The sequence below is a fragment of the Micromonospora chokoriensis genome (assembly GCF_000718555.1).
Lineage (GTDB): Bacteria > Actinomycetota > Actinomycetes > Mycobacteriales > Micromonosporaceae > Micromonospora > Micromonospora chokoriensis_B.
On sequence record NZ_JOAN01000005.1, the window covers coordinates 212536 to 230960 of the forward strand.

Here is an 18425-nt window from a genome sequence, read left to right on the forward strand (position 1 = left end):
GGATCCGTCGATGAGCGTGCACCTGATCAACGGTCACCGTGTATTCGTGCTGAGTACACTGCGACCGATCATATGAGCGTGGGTCATACCCCTACGGAGGCGTCTCCGTTACGTTCAGGAAGGTGACGCTTACTGCAGGCCCTGAATGAAATAGCCACCATAACGCCGCAGCTCGGCGCGTGCCAAGATTAGCCGGTGCGGGTATGGCGGAGTTGCCTCACACGCCTCCCAGCGCGCATACCTCCGCGCCGTGGGGGATAGCGCAGGCTCCATTATCTTCAGAACTCCTTCCCTATCCACGTTCCTGCCGACCATCCCAGTCCAACCGCTGATACGCTTACCGCATTTGCGCCTCGCCATATGATGGACGTGTGACCCTTGAAGATGCAGTGATACGACAGGGCATGGCCAGCGATGCCGCTTACGCCGGGAACCTTGCTACGGATATTCACGCCATGGCTGGCGGCAGCGCGAGCATCCTGTCCTTCTGCATCAGCCCCTACCTGTCTCTCTACCTCCATGAGTCACTGGCGAAACTCAAGGCCATCGACCCCGCAACGTCGGCGCTGCTCACCAGTGGCGTCCAGCAGGTCGTGGCGCGCTCCCGTCACAGCTTGAAGCTCTTCGAGGACACCAAGCGCGGGGTCGACGGGCAACTTGCCTACTTCCGCGACGTGCTCATGCCGGCGCACCGGGGCCGCTTCCTTGGTAACGTGCGCTTCAAGGTGTTCCGGTTCCTCGAAACCGACCTCGGCCTCTACCGCTATGACGGGCGCCTGATCAGCACTACCCATGCCGCCAACTTCCATATAGGCCAAGACCCACAGGCTATCCTTACCATGTCTGGAGCCGACATCCAGGCGATCTACCAGGAGTACGGTCACTTCGTCGCCACCCTGGGCGGCCGGCGTAGCACCCCTGGCCAGACGTTTGTGAGCCACCTGGACGCCCGCAAGTTCAACTCCCACGTGGATGACGTCCGCTCGGAGCGCTACTACCCGCAGGTCTTTGACGGTTCGTCCAACCCAGACCTCAACGCGCTGCTCACGGTGTTCCAGGCGATGCTGAACTTCGCACACATCGTCGGCGTCGGCGGGTCTGGTGCCACTGACTATTCCGCGTTCAAGATTCGCTTCCTGACGCTGTACCAGGTCCTCGGCAGCCTCCGCATCCTGCGCGACGGCCAACTCCGCACGCTCACCAGCCGTTCCATTCAGTTCATCAACAAGCTGGTCGGCTCGCCGGAAGCCCAGCTGATCCTGGCGCCTGCCGCCAAGCCGTTCCGCAACACCCTGATGCACTACAACCTAAATCCCAAGGTGGACAAATCACGGGTCGACATCGGAGCGCCGCTGTTCGGACTCGTCCCTATCTACTTTCCGGCGTATGACGCCGGGACGTTCGCATCAGCCATCGACGAGTACGTCACCGAGGCGGCCAACACCATGGACGAATGGGCCAACCTACCCTAGTTTCAGTCTTGCGCTAGCGATCGACGGTTGGCTGCAGCCCAACGACCGGCATCCGCTTCCGCCGCGATACGTGCACTACCCAGCGTCACGCAAGGATGGGCAGGGGGTGTACGAACTGGCCGATGTGAGTGAGGTTCACGCACCCCCATCGGGATCGAGGTCCGAGTATGGTTGGTACGTGCTCGGCTTCCATGTGCTCAACGCTCGGGACAACGCTCTGATGCCCTGGATATTCTTTGAGTACGCAAAGTCCGATCCGCAACTATTCCAGCGAACAATGCAGGAAGAGGGCAAGCGGATGCGTGGACTACTGGCGTCTCGTGGAGTTGACTACGAGGAGCTGAAGTCGTCGCTGGCGCCAACGAGGGACGGTATTCAGGCTGCCTTCCTCTACGACTGGTGGCAGGAGCCATCGTGGAACTACGCCGTCGCCTTCGCTAAAAAGTACCTGCCTAGCCTTCGAAGGAACCTACGGACGAGCGTGCTTCACGGGGATCTAGACGATAGGCATATTGCCATGCCGATCCTCGCCATGGAGGATACTCTCGTTAAAGCGCGTCCTCAGCCGGTGAACTGGCAGACTCAGTACGCGGTCTACTTCAATAATCTTCGCCCAAGCGACGTTGCAAGCATTCATAGATCGCTTTCGGATGAGGCCCGATATGTCGGGTACATTGATGTGTCCTTCGCGGGTCCTGTCCGGAACTTCATCGAGCGGAAGATGACGCCCCTCTGGATCCTTGATGGACGTAAGGCTATTCTCACGCACGGCGGCGATGATCCAGCGGTAAGCAATGAGGATCCAGTGGGGTTCGGCCTGCCGGATTACGAATACGATGTGGTGAGCCTGGTGGACACCTACTTCGCCTGCTTCCTCTCGTATAAAATCGAGGCTACTGACGCACGGCAAGCGGCGGAAGACCGAATCCTTAACCTCGCGGCGATCACAGGAGAGCTGATTGACACTGAGTCCGCGAAAGTATTGGTCCATCCGAACAAGCTCGACAAGTACCTACTGCGTGACGAAAATAAGCTTCGCCTCATGACCAATATCGGCCTGCAAGATGTAACGCCGGACGAGCTCGCTTCAGTGGTCAAGGCGAAGCTCTCACAGAGCTATATCTACGATCTCCGGTACGCGGAGAGCGGTACGCCGCTCTTCGCAGTCGCAGCCGAGTTCGAGAAGCCGGACGGAGGGCTGACACGTCGCCGGCTTGCGCTGAAACATGATCAGGAGCAGCGCGTCATCAGTCTGGTGACGATGTACTAGGCGGTACGTTAACGCCTCTCACCGATGCACTCTTCTGCCGCTGGTCGTGAAGGCGTGTGCATCACTCTTGGTGTTCGGCTACCAGTGGGCGAGGCCGCGGCCGGGAACAGCGACGAAGCGGAATCCCTGGACTCCCAGCGGCGTCATACTCGTGACTGCGAACGCCTCGTACTGATCGTCCGGCTCGACGACGAGGACTGCGTTCGGTGCCGACGGTCGTCGCCGAGGCTGCACAGCAGGTAGTGGTGGCCTGCGCCTACGGCATGAGGTTCTCGATCGGTTAGGTTACCGGTGTGGATATGCAGATCCAGGTGCTGGAAGGTGCGCTCGTTGAGACGCCGACGGCCGACGCCACGGGTATAGACCGGCGGGCGTTCGGCGAGTTCGTGGGCCCGCACGGTGAGCTGGCCTCGTACGCGTTTGGCTGGACCAGGGGCTCGGACCCGCACGTCGCCCGTCTGTCCGTCGGGATTGGCGCCGGCAATCCTGGGGGTGGCACCTTCCACGCCGTCATTTTTGCGAACGAGGGTGGTCACGCGTTCTCCCTTGTCGATGAACCGTTCGAGCGGATCCCTGAGGGTGGTCCGGACCTGACCGCGGAGCAGTCGCGTGCTCACGAGGACCTGCCGTTTGTTTGGTGGGTCACCGACCAGATCATGCAGCAAGACCGGCGAGCCTGGTGGATGCGGCACTGGCTGCTTGGCACCGTCTGTATCCAGACTCCTGAGGTCTTCGAACGCCACGAGCCTGTTCTGTTCGTCAGTCACGACGCGGACGACGGAGTCTGGCAGTTGATCGGAGCCTCCGACGCGAGCGGGAGCAACGGTAAAGTCGGTCACCTGCATCATGCCGCCGACGAAGACCCCAGCTTGATCGATGTGCTGGACCTGCCACGTGGGCGCAGCGTGGTACGCGCGGGCGTGTACAGTCCCTGGGCCAGCCACGTCTAACCCGATCGAGGACTCTCTCACCGTCTGCCGGACAAAGCCGCGGCGGACCGGTAGCCGGGTCTGCCGCCGTCGAGACCGCTGTCTGGCCGATGCGCAGCAAAGGCCATTCGCTTGTGCACAGCACAGCATCCTCAGGGTCCCGCAGGCCGAGACCATCGCCGCTTCGACCGGCCGGCGCGAACCGTGGGTCGGGGAGCAGCTGGCGCCGGCCGGCGTCTCGGTTCGTCTAAGGCCACATCTGCAGGCGCGCTGCAAATCGATGTGGAGCGTTGCGGGTGAGCATGCTGGAGTCCGCCGCGGTTCCGTCATCCGAGATACCGATCCCACGGGGAGTGTCCTGACCGGACCCTTCAGGCTGGAGACCTTTTCGGCGAACCCGAAGGCGTCAGCACTGGTGGTCCCGGTCGTGGTCGGGTGACGTCCGCTCATGCCGATGTCAGTGCACTCGATCACGCTGAGATGAATACACAGGATAAGGCATTTCACTCAAAATAGAAGCTGCATAGATAGGCGCGCGGATGATCCGGAACTACCGATTGGTGACACCCGATCGAGCTGCCACAAATGCTAACAACCGGCAGCCAGTGGGAACGTTGCGTGGTCAAGCGACGTAGATCCCGGCGGCAAATTCTCGGAGGACCATCGAGTTGACTGAGCTGACGGCGCCAACTCTGGGAGGTAGTTGACCCAGTCGGCCGCCACGGCAAGGAGCCACACTTCCGCCGCATTGCTGCCAGTGGGAACCCTGCTGGCCCACTTGCCATTTGAAGCTCTCTCGACCGTAACGAAATATATGCGACTGGTCTCGTGGTCCCGGTGCCCCACGACGTATACCCATCCGGTCTTCGGGACACCGCCCTCGATATATATCTTTGCCAGAGCGCAGGCCGGCAAGGGTTCATGCGGTTCTAAAAAGTGCCCTTCGGCAATGGGGCTTCTCACCTGTTCAGGTTCGACTTGTGCGGTACTCGCCGGCAGAGACTCGGGGTCGCTTCCGAACCTTTGTTTTGTCCCGACCCCTATAGCTGCGCCCGAGATCAACAATATCGTCACCACAAAAGTCACTCGCCGCCTGGAATCATTGAACCCCTTTCGCAGAAGGCTTACGACGCACAAGGCCGCCGAAACGGCGCCGACGCAAACGAGCGCGATGTCGAGGGTGAGGGAGGCGAACTGACCCGCGTCCGCCACAAGACCGAGTGCCCCAGCGATGGCGCTCGTGGTGCTTACGCCAATAGCTAGCTTGAACGAGTGCGGATTAACTTTTTCATCGATCGGCGTTAGCTCGACGTCTTCTTTGTCGTCCATTTATGCCTTCGGTCTGACGTTGATGGCGGGCCGGATGGGCGCGAGTTGGTACCGAGATACCGGAAAGGGGCGCACATTACAAACCGACATACGGATCCCTTTCCGACATTAGTGTGGACCACAGCTTACTAAGGGCGGGCAAGACCGCAATCGTGCGTTATTGCTGACGACAACCACGGCGAAATCTCCGCTGGTCGCGGCCGTGCTCGAATGGCGTCGACGCCGACATCAGATCAAACCTGCCCCTACCGGCAGCACAAGGCTGCTACCCCTGACATCGCTGTTGGCATTGTGAGGTACCTTGTCTCAACTCCAGCCGTACTGTCAGCTTGTTGCCAGCATCGCTTGATCAGGTGCCCGCTCATGCCGCTGTCGGTGCGCGATCGCCCGGGCTACAGGTTCCCGGACTCTGGCCAGTTGGACCAGTGCGTGTTGGGTGCCACGTCTGGTGCGTACCGGCTCACATCTCCTGTCGTCAGCACGTCGGCGAGCTGCCGGAAAGTCATTGACTGACTGGGAAGTGTGTCCTGGAGAATGTCTGGGTGGTGCCACTGATCCAGCCGCATGATCTCTGGGATGTCGGCCGGGATCCGCCGCCGCAGCTCGGCTTCGTCGGCCAGGAGCAGCTCCCGGTGGTCTGGGACGAGCCGGCGAAGCACGTCGACCAGTTCCTCGCCCCGCTCGGCGGCTACCGTGATCCGCCGGCCTCGCACCACAATCGATGTCCCGTGATAGATCTCAGGCTGGTCAACGTCCTCGATCTCGTCCCAGTTGTCGACCCGGCTGAGGAAGTCTCCGTTGCCGTAGCCCGGATCGCCCTCGGTCAGGCAGTTGCCGAACACGTGAAGGACGTCGATGAGATTGCCAGCCCTAGGCGAGTATCCCAACCTCTTGACGATGAGCGCCCAGCGCTGCGCGTCGCAGTAGGCGTGAAGCCGAGCATCGACCGCGTAGTAGTAGCCGTGGCCCAGGTCCGGAAACCTGAAGTCTGCGGCCGCGGTGTCGATCTGGTCGAGAATCTCGGCGGAGCGCATGACCGTTCAGTGTAGCCACGGGTTCTCACCGTGATGGGTGCGCGCATCCGCCGCTAATCGTGCGGGCGTGTTTGGGCACTGGCCCTGTCGAAGGCGAAGGAATTTCGGGAGTGTGTGATGAGTGGTTGCTAGTGGCTACCTCGGCGCGCGAGGCCGCCGTATAGGTGGACGCGGTTGTCAACATCGTGGTCCGGTTTGCCTTGCAGGAAGCGGTCGTGTGCGACAGGGCCGTTGCTGACATGGACCACCCAGTCCTCGTAGTACCAGCTGGGGTCGCACGCGCACCGGGTGAATCGGAACCGGAAATTGGCTCGATACCGGCCGACTTGCCCGTGGGCGAGGGTGAACAGGCGGGCCGACACTCCCGCTGGCGGGAAGGCCGCCGCGCCGGGCAGGCGCTCGACGGTTACCGCCGGGCCGTCGGAGGTAAGCCATAGATCGAGGTTGCGGGCGGTGCTCACGCCACCGGTCAATACGTCGCTGCGACGTACGTAGCCGCCGGCCTCATCAGCCAGGACGTCGTGGACTACGACATCGCCCTCTGGGAGCGGCACCGGAACTGCCACCGGCCGGTTGAGCCCTCGACGGGCGTTGGCCTGTGGAGCGCCGCGCCCAGACGCGCTCCATCGCACGCGTACCCGCTGAACGACGATCACGCCCAAACCATGGCCCACTGAACATACGTCTCGCCAGCCGATATCCGCTCATGCCTCGATTCGTGCGCCCTCTACTCCGCGCCGCGGTGCACGCCGAAGTCGCGGGGTGAGTCGTCCGGGTAGGGCTAGTCCCGCCCAGGCGGTACGAAACGAGTTCCGGGAACTGGCCCAGAGGATGCCTGGGCACGCAGCGTTGTGCGGGCCTGCATGAGTGCGAAGCCGAGCAGATTCAACCCGCGCCACTGTAAGGGGTCGACGGCGTGTGGATGCTGGACCGCTAAGCCGATCCCCCACACCCGGTCGACCGGGCTGGCCTCCACAAGCACCCGCTCACCGGTGCCGAGCAGAAACTCGCGTAGCTCCTCGTGCTGGTCGAACTTCGCCACTGCGCCCGCCACCACGATGTCAAAGCGGTGATGCTCCCAAACCTGCTCGTCGAACCCTTCCACCTGCCGGCCGAGCGTCTTCGCCGCATGAGGGTGCGCCACCGCCAGAATCTTCGCGGCTACCGCCTCGTCCCCGAACAAGACGGCCTTACGCCACATCATGTAGTGCTCAGCAGTGAGGAACTCCAGCCCATCGGCGCTGAAGGGTGCTGGCCACCATTGGCTCAAGCAACCAGCCCCAGCGCTGCCGTCGCACTGTGGCTGGTGACCCCAGAAGAACAGAAACTTCGCCCGGGAACCCCCACGCACCGCGTCGGTCAGCCCTGCGACGCTGCGAACCAATGCGACCATGCGGTCCAGTTTGCCGCGCTGCCGGCCAGCACCGCATCGCCATTACCACCAACACCGAATGCCCGCCGCCCGCCGGGCACTCGGCGACGAACCAGGGGTAGGAGCGTCCAGGTCGTCGCTAATCCGACTTCACCGGGATCGACGGACAGCCAGCCCTGAGGATGGATCGGCCGGTAACCAGAACGGGTCCGACACAGAGGTTCTCGGTCGCGGCGGGTTGGGGAACGCCCTAGCCGACGGGCCCCTGTGTGCAGGATCAATGGACGCGTCCTGCCCTTGCAGCAGCGCACGGACGAGATCCTGCACGACGTCGTCGTCTCTCAAAGCGGGACGCCAGCGCTCCGCAGCGCGGAAGACGAGGGAACCGGCGGGCCGCTGCAGCACTCCCTCGTCCTTGACGAACAGGTCACGGCGCTGCAGGGCAGCCGAAAGCCCTTTGTGAAGCGTGGCCGCCATGATTGGAAGCTCCGAGTTGAGGCGTGAAATCTGCTGGAGGTGCCGCTCCCCCGGCTCACCCTTGCCGAGGGATCGCAGCCAGCGGAGGACCTCTGTCAGTTCGGCAACGGTGTCGCGGGCTGGGCCAACCGGAGGGGTGGCACGCAGGTCAGCAGCCGCAATGGCTGCCTGACGCCAGCCGCCAATCATCGTCGGGTCGCCGGTGCTGGATAGGACATGCACCGCCAAGCCGAGTTGAGTCCCGAGCTGCAGGTGAACACTCGTCAATTCGCTTGGGTTTTGCCACATCCAGGTTCGCGCTGCGCTGACGGCTGCGACCGCGTCGCCTGGTGTGCTGACGGGCGGCGCGGGATTCAACGGGGGCCTGGCGACGTCGAGTCCGTGTAGTCGGGGTTGCCCGCGGCCCAAGGCGATCAGCTCACGGGCGACCGCGCTCAAGCGGCTGTTGGCGGTCCACCTGGCGGCTTCTGCCGCCGGCCGGCAAATCTCGGTGAGATGGCCCCGCCTTTGGTCAAGCCAGCCCGGCAGCGCAATGTCGATCATTATGGTGGCCGAGGTGAGCCTCGCGATGTCGGCGAGGCCAGCTTGGACGCCACCACCTGCTCGAACCGCGAGCCCTTCCGGAGTACGAGGTGTCTGCCCTGGCGGAACGTGACTGGCGAGGATGTCACCGATCACGCCGATGGCGTCGACGGCCCGACGCAGCGAACGCGCCGGTCCGGCGACCGCGGTGGCGGGAGAGGCCGGGAACTGCCGATCCACGACCGCGGCGGCATGCAGCCCCACGTAGAGCTGGGTCAAGCTCTGCCCATGTCTGGCCAGAATGGCCGTGGCACGGGCTCGATCTGGTGCCTCCGCTACCGGACGGCCACCAACCAGCAGCGCCGTTGCTCGAGCCAACTGCGTGTAGATGGCAGACCTGGCAATAACGGTGGCGTTGATGTCGGCCGCGGCCAGGGCACGGCTCCGACCCATCGCGGTAGACGCGGTACGTAAGGCCTGGTGCGCCTCGTTGTACCACTGGCCGATGGTCATACCAGGGCCGCGACCGCGCGTCGTAGCTGTTGGGCGCCGGCGTCATGGCTGAGCCGTCGAGCCAGGTCATCGCGATCGTCGGCGGCCAGACGATCGTGGTACCGCGCGAGTTGCTCCAGCAGCGTCGTCACGGCGAGGCGGGTCCCAGCGTCATCTCGGACCGGCGCCCCAGCGTCAACAACCACGTCGTCGTGATCCGAGTAGAGCCTCGCTCGGACGTCAAGCAGCTCCAGGCCGTAACGGTCCCAAGCAAGGTCAGTGCCGGCCAGGCACTTCCACGCCTCGATCGCCAGCTGAAGAGCTCCCGCAGCGGCGGTGTCATCGACACCGTGTGCGAGTCGAGCTGTGATCTCTCGGGCTGCCTCGGCATAGGTCATGCCGTGAGCTTGGTTCGATGTCAGCATCTGGTTCGTTCCCCTCGTGATTTGACGTATCGCGGTCAGACGGCACCCGCCCGATCCGTGCTGGTCGGTCTATCCGGCTCCGCTGGTCGCTGACAACAAATCTGGCAGGAGTTCGCGCAGCAGGGCATAGGTGACCGGCGTCAGGTCTTCGGGCACCTCGGCTTCTCGGGTGCGCATCAGCTCACCCAGCAGGTTGCGCAGCTCGGCGGTATGTCCCTCCGCGTGCGCGGCTCGCATGATGTCGTGCCAGGGCCCATCGTCACCGCGCTCCGGATCGGCCAGCCAGGCCCGCTGTACGGCCCACCGCGCACCCGTGGTGTCGCCCGCGTCGAGGTAGAGCTCGGCAAGTTCGTGGGCGGTGTCGACGACAGCGGAGGTGATGTGCCCCGGATAGATGTCGGACTCGGGTAGCCAGGTGAAGGGGTTGCGGGTGCCGGTGGCGTATGCGCGGTCAGCTCCGTCGAGAGGGCCCCCTGAACCAGCTCCAACGCGGCTCGTAGGTCCTTCACGCCGGCAGGACCCCGGCTCTCGCCGCGGCTGCGCAGCCGGCGGAACAGGTGCCAGTCCAGCAAGTAGCCCGGCGTCAACCGATAGAGCCGGTCGGATCCCATCTCGGGCAGCCAGGCAGCGCCGTCGGTAGTCTCTCCCAGCCACCGGCGGGCGCGGGTGATGGCCACCCGCCGGCTGGCGTCCTTGACCTGCTGATCGGGCCACAGCGCGTCGGTGAGCTGTTCGGCCGATGCTCCCCGGCCGCCGCGTTGAGCGAGGTAGACGATGAGTTCCGCGTGGAAGCGGCGACGCTGATCGGGCACCGGGCCGGGCGCTTCGAGCGCGACTGCGCCGAGGACGCTGATCCGGGGACGGTCCCTGTCTCGCTCGCGCCAGGCTCGCAAGTCCGCATCGAGCTGCGGGTCGGCTTGGCGGCGGCGCTGGCGAATCGCGGCGGTGACCTCGCGCGGCTGGGCCGTGGTGACGGTACGAGCGTGTTCGATGCGGGGCACCGCGACGATCGGGTTTGGCGGAGTCGAGATGTCACCGGCGCCGACCGCTGCGTCGTCGGAGGTTGGCACCGTCGGTGCGGCAGGCTCGCTCGTACTGAAGAGGTCGAGCACTGAGCCGGCTGCGTCGGTGTTCTCCGTCCACGGCTCCAGCTCCACAGCCGGCGGGGTCGGCTCGTCCGTGGCAGCCCGCGCCTGCGTCATGATCTCGACGAGCGGTTCCAGCTCTTGGACAGGTAGTCCGGCTGCGGCTCCCTCGACAACGAGGAACGGCAGAGCGAGGCGCAGCAGCCCGTCCTCGCCGATGGTGGCGGTGTTCGGGCCAGCAGCGGCGGGGACCCTGGTGGCGCTGGCCACTGCGACCGCGGACCGTCCGGCCTCCCGCAACTCCTTCCCCAGCTCATCGAGCACGCTGATGTCGTCCGCATCCGGATCGGCGACGAGCAGCACCTGAGGCGCCCAGGCTTCGCCGACGTCGAATATGCGGCCGGCCAACGTGTCGGCTGCTCCCGTTGCCCTGAGGGCGGCTGCCACGGCTGCGGCGCGGCGCCGAAGTCGCGTGGCAGCCTCACCTACCGAGGAGACCGCGCGTACCCGGTCCGGGTTGAGGGCGATGAGCAATTCCGTCTCCAGCACCGGAAAACCGCTAACGATGACCTCGACCTCGTCGGACCAGGCGTTGCAGGCCAACTCGCAAGCGAGGTAGCGCAGCAGGGCGAGGGCTCGTTCACTGTCGCCGGCGATGGTGAGGCTGCCGAGACGTTCGAGGTCGATCAGTAGGTGTCGACCGGGCTGCGATCCGATGGCGACGAGAGTGGGCAACGGGGCGAGCTGCTCGTTGACGGGCGGGATGATGGCGTCGCCAGGCAGGGTCCACTCCCTGCGACCGACGATCCACGGTGCGGGCGGTTGTGCGCTGGGCTCGCTGAGCACCACCGTGACGTCGCGGTCGACAATCCAGGCGGCGGTGATATCCGGCAACGGCTGTTCCCGCCCCGCCAGCGCTGCGGCGAGGCTGCGGAGGGCGAGGTCGAGCCGGTCGACGTCTGCGGGTTGCTCGGCCACCCGCAGGGCTCGCTCCGTGGCGCCACCTCGAGGGTGCGGCAGCCGACGGCCGGGCCGGCGGTGCTGGCGTTGGCGGCGTCGGCGACGTAACACGGTGGCGAGCAGCAGTGCGGAAAGCAAACCTGCGCCGGCCAACGAACCCAGGACGACCGCCTCGTCGACGTCGCCGTCGTCGGCCGAGTCGGTGGGCTCGTTCAGTGCGGAAGGGTCTGCAGTCACTCCCGCTGTCGTCGACGGTACGGGCGTCTTGGACGGGCTAGCCGAGGCGCTTGGCGCATCGGCAGGGGATGGGGAGGACTCCAGCGACGGCGAAGCTGTTGCGCTGGGCTGATTGCCGCCGGTGCCCGGTGGGCGGGGCGCGGTTGGCTGATCGTCGGCTTCCGGTGCGCTGGGGGCCGGTTGGGTGCGGTCGTCGGCCACGAGCTGACCCTGGGCGTGATCGGCAGGACCACGATCGCGGGCGTCGCCCGGCAGGGTGACGTGCCAGCCGCGCTCGATGTGGTTCGGGAATCGGTTGTCGCGTCGTTCGAGATCCGGGTCCATAGCTGCGATCTCGGCGTAACGGTCGGGGTCACCGAGAAAGCGTTGAGCGACACCGGCTAGCCAGTCGCCGCGGGCCACCTCATAGACCAGCGTCCCGGCCGTCGCAGCTGGTGCCAGCTGCGTCGTGGTGGTTGCTGCCAGGGAGACGTCGACCGGGATCCGCAGTTTCCAGCCGGCGTACACCCGGGTGTTGCCTGGCTGGAGGCTCCGCCCGTCGGGTTGCGCAAGGCCGTGGTTGGTCTCGGCTAGGCGCTGCCAGGGGACGTTGTACCGCTCCGCGATGTCGAGCAGGCTCTCGCCGCGCTCCACTGGATGCTCAAGGTAGCCGGGAGCGTCCGGGCCTTTTGCTGGTACGGCTCTGCTCGGTGCTACCTGCTCAGGGTTCGCATGCTCGGGTGCGACCGAGGGAGGGCTGGCGATGGCGGCGGGCACTGATGCCGATGCCAAAGCCGGAGCGGCGAGCGCACCGAGGATCGCGGCGACCAGCGCGGCTGCGGCACGCTGCTGCAGTCGCATGCCGGGGATACGAGCCGTGTTGCGCGGGACTCGACCGCGCCGACGCCCGTGCAGTTGGGCGATGGTCTCCACGACCAGGGCGACCAGAAAAGTGACCCAGGCCCACGCGGCCAGCACGACGGCAACCCAACCGATCAGCGCCAGCGTCTGCAGGAAGAGGTCTCCATCGTCCTGGCTGCTGATGGCGTGCCAGACCTGGGTGGCTGCTGCGCTCGGATCTTCGACCAGGTTGGTGAACCACGCTCCCAAGCCGGGCAGTGGGTTGCCGGCGGCCCAGATGAGGAGAACCGGCAGTGCGACGATCAGCGCGACCACGGCGAGGGCGCCGAGGCCGTCGAGCGCCTGCCTGCCCCGACCGGTCGTCGGTACGGTCCGTGCCACGGTTGCTCCTTCCCGGTCTGTTATTGAGCGATGAGGGTCGCGGTGGCCCGGCCGGTCACCGTGGTGCCCGCTCCCCCACCGAACAGGTCGAGCAGGATCGGGTTATAGGTGACAGTGACGGTGACGGTGAGCTGTTGGACGCCGTCTACAGCAACGGTGCCCGTGACGCCGTCCAGATCATCGAGGTACGCCTGGACGGCGGTGGCGGCAATCGAGGCGTCGATCTCCTTGGCGCCACCGTCGATGGCCTGTCCCGCCTTGATCGCCTGTCCGCCAGCCCGGGCCGCCTCGGCCGCGATGTTGTCCGCACGTTGGTACGCGCGCACCTTGGCACCACCGTCGACGACCAGGCCGATCAAGGCGAGGAAGGCTGGCGCGAGAACGGCGAACCAGATCGTGACCCGACCGTCGTCGCCCAAGCGGGGCCTGCACGGCGTCACTGCCGGCTCCGGTACGTGTCCAGCGGGCTGGTGAAGGAAGCAGCCAGCGGCACGGTGCCGGGCATCCCGGGCAGCGCGACGTCGGAGAAGGTAGCGGTGCAGCTAACTGTGGCGGTAACGGTGGCGGGTTGGCCGACCGGAACACCGAAGCCTGCGGTGGAAACGGTGACGTCCAAGTCAGTGCAGCTCAGCCCCTGGGCGTCGAGGGTGGAGTTGGCAGCGGCCAGCGCCTGCGCGTTCGCCTCACTGCCGGTACGGGCCAGGGACGCCGTACGGGCGGCGTCGTAGGCCGCCGCTTCGAGCGCTTGTCGGGCTAGGTTCACCCGACCACCGATGACGGCACCGGCGAACAACGCCAGGATGGCCGGTGCCACCACCGCCATCTCGATGCTCGCCGAGCCGCGCTGATCGCGGATCCACCAGGTGCTCATGGCGTGGTGAGCCGCTCGACGGGTCCATGGGCGGACTTGCTGATGGTCCAGGTCAGCCCTGGTAACACCGTGATCGCCTGGCCGGTAACGGTCACTCGCGCCTCGGTCGCGGTGCGGACAACGGTGACCTGCTGGTTCTCCAGGCCGGCTCCCGCTGCCGATAGGAAGTTGGTGGCGCGGGTCTCTCCCGCTGCGGCTGAGGACTGATAGCCCCGCGCGGCGTTGACCCCCTGTGTCGCCGCACCCAGCGCGATGGACTGGGCAAAGAAAATCAGCCCGGTCTGGATGACGGCGAAGGTCAGCAGGATCATCGGCAGCGCGATGATGGCGAACTCCACCGGCGAGCTGCCACGCTCGCTGAGCCAGGGACCCGTCTGCCCGCGTCCGGTCGGGCACGGGCAGACGGTGGGCTGCCTCCGGGTCACGGCTGGGTCGGGATGAGGGCGACCCAGCCGTTGGCGACGGCGACGATCGCACCGGCGACGACCACCGCGCCGGCGACGAGGATCGCGGTGATGACGGCGGTACCGACTGGGCTGTCGCCGCGGTCGGCCTGGGTCGGATCGGTCAGGTCCTGCCAGCGAGTCGCCAGGTAGGCGACGACGCCGTGGATGGTGAGCATGGCGGGTTCCTTCCGTGAGGGATGGTGCCGGGATCAGCGGACGAACAGTCGGGCCATGAACGGGTAGCCGATCAGGACGAGGAGCACGAGGATCAGCGCCGCAGCGGGGATGTCGAGCTTGTTGGTACGCAGCTCGGCCTGGGCGAGAGCCTCGGTGCGGATCCGGTCTCGCATCGAGTCGGCGCGGGCGCGGAGCGTCTGATGAACGTTGGCCCCTTCGCTGCCGGCGGTGCGCATGATGTCCGCCAGGTCACCCAGCTCGATGACCTCAATGTCGCGGGCGAGGACCTTCAGCTCATCCCACGGCGGTCGCAGTTGCAGCTGGGCGCTGAGCAGAGCTTCTCGGATGCGGGCGAAGACCCAGCCGTGGCAGACACTGGCCGCGCGGTCTAGCGACTCCACCGGGCCATGACCACCAAGAACCTGATGTGCGGCGAGGTCGAGGTAGGTACACATGGCCCGGGTGAACTCGGCCCGTGCGACACCGGCCTTGGACACGACCTCTCGGTGGGCCAGTACCGCGCCGGCAAGGGCGGCGGCGATCGTCGCGCCCACGGGGATGAACACCGGGATTGGCAGCGTCAGCACCGCAACGGTGACGGTGATCAGGGCGGGCAGAACCAGGCAGAACAGCGCCGACAGCCCCAGGGTGAGGAAGTACTGGTCGGTGCTTCGGCCCAGCAGCCGCAGGTCGGCGTGAGGCACTGCGAACCGCCGCCGGAACCAACTGATACCGGCCGGGGTTGTGCTCGCGGCGCTCAGCGGGTGTAGCCGTCGAAGCGCGGGACCCAGCGCCGGCGGGGCTGGAATCAGCTGTACGACCAGCAGGAACACCCCAAGCCCCACCATCGCGCCGGCGAGGACCATGACGCTGACGTAGCTGTTGTTCATGCTGTCACCGCCAACGTCTGCACCTCGACCGGTGGTAGTAGCCGTTCCCGCTTGGGCGGCAGGCTGAGCTTGCGTACCGAGGTCATGAGCACGACGTACAGGCCGGCGAGGAAGAGCAGCACGAGCTGCCCGAGCACGCTGCCGTACGGCTGCAGATAGTGCGGGTTGATCACCCCGTAGGCCAGCAGCAGGATGGTCATGCCGGTCAGGAACCGAACGGCGAAGCGTGGACCCTCGCGTTTCGCATCCACCGTCGAGCGCATCTCGATCTCGGCGGCGATAGACCGGCTGATCCCGGTCAGCACCTCGTGCAGGCCCTCACCGCGGTCGGTGACGTGAAGCATGAGCGGGGCGATGACCTGGTCGGCGGTGTAGTCGTTGAGGTCGTCGGCCATCTGCTGAAGGGCGGCGATGGGGTCGGCGCTGCCCTGCAGACGTGCCGCCAGGTCGCGGACCTCCTGCTCGATGAGCTGCGGTGCCGTCGCGGCGGTGGCGACTACGGCCTGCTGCAGACCGATTCCCCGAGCGACGATGTCGGCCAACCGGCGGGTCCAGGCTTCCACGGCCTCGAGCCGGGCGATCGCCTGCTTCTCCGCGCGACCTGCAGCGAACAGCCACGGTATCCCGGGAACGGCAATGCCAATGATCATCCCGGCGGACGGCCAGCCGGTCAGCAGCCAGGTCAGGGCACCGGCTCCGATCGCCGTACCCATCCTGATCTGGTGGGCCCGGTGCTCCCGACGAGTACGTCCGGGCCCGCTCCACCAGCGGCGGGCCTGCTGCTGCAATGCAGACGGAGGCCGTGGCGGACGGGTGGTCCCCACGACTCCGAAAACACCGACGACCGCACCGGTGACGGCGAGCATGCCCGCCAACACAGAGGCGAGATCAAGGAGGCTCATGGCTGCCTGTTCAGGGTGTCGAGACGGGCGCTCCATGCTCCGTGGTTGTGCTCGCCCTGCTGGATGTAGGCGGTCAGTTGGCGCGGGTCGTAGCCGACACGCAGTAGGGGTTCGAGCAACCGCTCCGGCAGGTGCCGGGGTACGGCTCTTCCGTCAGAGCCTGGACCGAAGATCTGGGTGGTGACGAGCTGGTCACCGCTCATTCCGCCCACCTCGAGAACTTCTGAGACGTAGCGGTGTTTCCGACCACCGAGCTTGGTCTCGTCCTCGACGTTGACATACACGATGAGGTCGATGGCCCCACCGGCCATCCGCCGTGCCAGTTCGGCGGTCATCTCGGGTCCGTGCTGTAGCGCCAGTTCAATGACACGGTCCATGACGGCTCGGGGGTGCCGGGCGTGGATGGTGCAGAGCGAGCCCTTGCTGGTAGCCATGGCCTGCAGCATCGGCACGATCTCCCGGGATCGGACCTCGCCGACGATGATTCGCTGCACGGACATCCGGAGGGTCAGCGGGATCATGTCCATGATCGTGACTTCGCCTGCAGGTCGACCGTCGGCGCCGCGTGAGCCGTGGCCCTCGCGCGACTCGAGACTCATCGCCCATCGGTGTCGTCCGGTGGTGTGCAGACCGAGCTCGCGGGACTCCTCAAGGGTGACGAACTGCTCCCGGTCCGGGATCTCGCGGGCCAGACCACGTAGCAGGGTAGTTTTGCCAGCATCGGCCAGTCCGGCGACCATGACGTTGAGACCGGCGGCCATGGTCGCCTTGAGGAACTGGCAGATCAGGTCGTCCATGGCGCCGTACTTGTCGCGGAGGTCCTCCAGGCTGACGTCCATCAGGGTGTGCCGACGGATGGCCGCGTAGGGACGCACCGACACCTGCATGAGTACGGTGAGGCGACTGCCGTCGGGCAGCTGCATGTCCAGCCACGGCTTGGTCGACGACAGTGAGCGCTCGGTCGCTCCGGCGCGCATCGCCAGGACCTGGAACATGTCGATGAGTTCCTTGTCGGTCTCGGCGACCGGCTCGCCTACCGTGATCCGACCGTCGGTGTGCTCGATCCGCACGTTGTCGCAGCCGAGGATGTGGATGTTGACGATGTCCGGACGATCGAGCAGCTGCTGAAGACGGCCGAGGCCGAACATGTCGGCCGCGACCGCATCAAGCAGGGCGTCTTCTTCCGCCTGCGCGATCGGTTGCCCGGCCTGGTGCAATGCGTCGACGTGCTCGCGTACCAGCCGAGCGGCGATGCGCTCCGCTTCGGCGTGCCGGTGGGCGGTGGAGACGTTCGGTGTCTCCCTGAGTGCCACGGTCAGTTCCGCGCTGACCCGGGCGCGCAGCAGTCGTACTGCCGCGTAGTCGATGCTCGTAGGCGCAGATTGGTGTGCGGCAACGGCGGGCGATTCGGGTGCCTGCCTGAAGGCGGCCGGGGTGCCGTTCGTGGGCCAGCGGTGGCCGTTCGTGGCTGCGCGGTCAACGGCTGACGGCCAGGTCGGGCCACTGGGTTGGCGCTCCTCAGGCACGGCTACTCCCCCTCGTTGACGTGGGCACCAGGTGAGCGCGCCGTCGCGCGATCGCATCGCGTACTGCCGGCTCCGCACTGGCGGCGGCCCGGAGCAATCGCTCGCTGCCCCGCAGTCGACCGCCGCCGTCGCTCAACACCTCGGCGGTACGCCTGTCGTCGGGGAGCTCAATCGCGGTGGGCAGCTGCAGACGCTGTTCGATGTCCCGTCGGCTGTAGGGGCCATCGCCAATCAGGGCCAGGGCGAGCGCTCCGGTCCCTTGGCCGTACTGGGTCAATTCCCGCCGGAGCATCTCCGCCGCGCCTGCGGCCGGCGCGATGGTTCGCAGGTTCGTCACGCGTACCACGAGGAGCAGCAGGTCGGCGCGGAACAGCAGCGGCCACGGCGGTGCACTAGTGGCGAGTCGGCCGCAGTCAGCGATGACGTCGTAGCCGGGCTCACGGTGCTCCAACTGACCGAAGAACGTGGTCAGTGGCTCCCAGGTCGGTCGGATGGTGCCCGCCTGAACCGTGTCGTTGATGCCCGGCAGGACGAGACGCTGACCCGGATCCTTGGCGTCGAGATCGACGAGCTGGTGGGGGAAGGTATCGGCGAGCTGGTCGCGGAGGGCCGCTGCGGCCAGCTGCAAGAGACCGATGGGTGGGATCTCGAGTCTGGACAGGTAGCCGCTCAGGACGCTGCCGCCAGCCGGATCGCACTCGGCCAACACGGTGCGTCCATGCCAGGACAGGGCGCACGCCAATGCGCTGGTGGTGACGCCGGGCGAGCCCTTCGCTGAAACCATCGCG

17 protein-coding genes and 1 pseudogene are annotated in these 18425 nt (G+C 66.0%); 3 read left to right on the top strand and 15 right to left on the bottom strand.

Annotated features, from left to right (window positions below; translation table 11 throughout):
* Positions 1-371 precede the first annotated feature (371 nt).
* The 3 genes from IF46_RS0109590 to IF46_RS0109600 all read left to right on the top strand — a co-directional run bounded on the left by IF46_RS0109590 (position 372) and on the right by IF46_RS0109600 (position 3692).
* Positions 372-1472: a hypothetical protein gene (locus IF46_RS0109590; protein ID WP_157562819.1), complete on the top strand. Its 1101-nt coding sequence runs from the start codon at positions 372-374 to the stop codon at positions 1470-1472.
* Positions 1473-1578: 106 nt separating this feature from the next.
* Positions 1579-2742 carry a hypothetical protein gene (locus IF46_RS0109595; RefSeq protein WP_157562822.1) on the top strand — a complete coding sequence of 388 codons (1164 nt, stop codon included), beginning with the start codon at positions 1579-1581 and terminating at the stop codon, positions 2740-2742.
* 299 nt (positions 2743-3041) lie between these two features.
* Positions 3042-3692, top strand: coding sequence for a hypothetical protein (locus IF46_RS0109600; protein WP_030487945.1), 651 nt, complete (start codon positions 3042-3044; stop codon positions 3690-3692).
* A 567-nt stretch (positions 3693-4259) separates the two neighbouring features.
* Here the strand turns inward: IF46_RS0109600 and IF46_RS34740 are convergent.
* From IF46_RS34740 to IF46_RS0109670, 15 genes and pseudogenes are all read right to left on the bottom strand, one after another.
* Positions 4260-5000, bottom strand: coding sequence for a hypothetical protein (locus IF46_RS34740; protein ID WP_198041407.1), 741 nt, complete (start codon positions 4998-5000; stop codon positions 4260-4262).
* A gap of 392 nt (positions 5001-5392) precedes the next feature.
* Positions 5393-6034, bottom strand: a complete 642-nt coding sequence (locus tag IF46_RS0109605; protein ID WP_030487946.1) for a DUF7003 family protein — start codon at positions 6032-6034, stop codon at positions 5393-5395.
* Positions 6035-6162: 128 nt separating this feature from the next.
* Entirely contained in the window at positions 6163-6690 is a 528-nt protein-coding gene (locus IF46_RS0109610) for a hypothetical protein (RefSeq protein ID WP_232233990.1), read from the bottom strand.
* A 125-nt stretch (positions 6691-6815) separates the two neighbouring features.
* The gene (locus IF46_RS0109615; protein WP_051723795.1) at positions 6816-7427 is read right to left on the bottom strand and encodes an NADAR family protein; all 612 of its coding nucleotides are present in this window, start codon (positions 7425-7427) and stop codon (positions 6816-6818) included.
* A 129-nt stretch (positions 7428-7556) separates the two neighbouring features.
* Positions 7557-8918 carry a hypothetical protein gene (locus IF46_RS34330; protein ID WP_157562829.1) on the bottom strand — a complete coding sequence of 454 codons (1362 nt, stop codon included), beginning with the start codon at positions 8916-8918 and terminating at the stop codon, positions 7557-7559.
* The gene (locus IF46_RS0109625; RefSeq protein ID WP_030487950.1) at positions 8915-9295 is read right to left on the bottom strand and encodes a hypothetical protein; all 381 of its coding nucleotides are present in this window, start codon (positions 9293-9295) and stop codon (positions 8915-8917) included. Before IF46_RS0109625 ends, IF46_RS34330 begins: the two co-directional genes overlap by 4 nt.
* Before the next feature lie 203 nt (positions 9296-9498).
* On the bottom strand, positions 9499-12825 hold the full coding sequence (locus IF46_RS0109630) for a LysM peptidoglycan-binding domain-containing protein (protein WP_030487951.1): 3327 nt from the start codon (positions 12823-12825) through the stop codon (positions 9499-9501).
* Between the two features lie 20 nt (positions 12826-12845).
* On the bottom strand, positions 12846-13244 hold the full coding sequence (locus IF46_RS0109635) for a TadE/TadG family type IV pilus assembly protein (protein ID WP_051723796.1): 399 nt from the start codon (positions 13242-13244) through the stop codon (positions 12846-12848).
* A 17-nt stretch (positions 13245-13261) separates the two neighbouring features.
* Positions 13262-13696, bottom strand: coding sequence for a TadE family protein (locus tag IF46_RS0109640; RefSeq protein WP_030487953.1), 435 nt, complete (start codon positions 13694-13696; stop codon positions 13262-13264).
* Entirely contained in the window at positions 13693-14034 is a 342-nt protein-coding gene (locus IF46_RS0109645; protein ID WP_036391611.1) for a TadE/TadG family type IV pilus assembly protein, read from the bottom strand. Before IF46_RS0109645 ends, IF46_RS0109640 begins: the two co-directional genes overlap by 4 nt.
* Before the next feature lie 83 nt (positions 14035-14117).
* Entirely contained in the window at positions 14118-14318 is a 201-nt protein-coding gene (locus IF46_RS0109650) for a hypothetical protein (RefSeq protein ID WP_030487955.1), read from the bottom strand.
* Positions 14319-14351: 33 nt separating this feature from the next.
* Positions 14352-15209: a type II secretion system F family protein gene (locus tag IF46_RS0109655; RefSeq protein ID WP_030487956.1), complete on the bottom strand. Its 858-nt coding sequence runs from the start codon at positions 15207-15209 to the stop codon at positions 14352-14354.
* Entirely contained in the window at positions 15206-15922 is a 717-nt protein-coding gene (locus IF46_RS0109660) for a type II secretion system F family protein (protein WP_420063554.1), read from the bottom strand. Before IF46_RS0109660 ends, IF46_RS0109655 begins: the two co-directional genes overlap by 4 nt.
* Before the next feature lie 185 nt (positions 15923-16107).
* Positions 16108-17633 (bottom strand): annotated as a pseudogene (locus IF46_RS0109665) (ATPase, T2SS/T4P/T4SS family).
* Positions 17630-18421: a ParA family protein gene (locus IF46_RS0109670; RefSeq protein WP_232233991.1), complete on the bottom strand. Its 792-nt coding sequence runs from the start codon at positions 18419-18421 to the stop codon at positions 17630-17632. The pseudogene IF46_RS0109665 and the gene IF46_RS0109670 overlap by 4 nt, the downstream one beginning before the upstream one ends.
* Between the last annotated feature and the right edge of the window lie 4 nt (positions 18422-18425).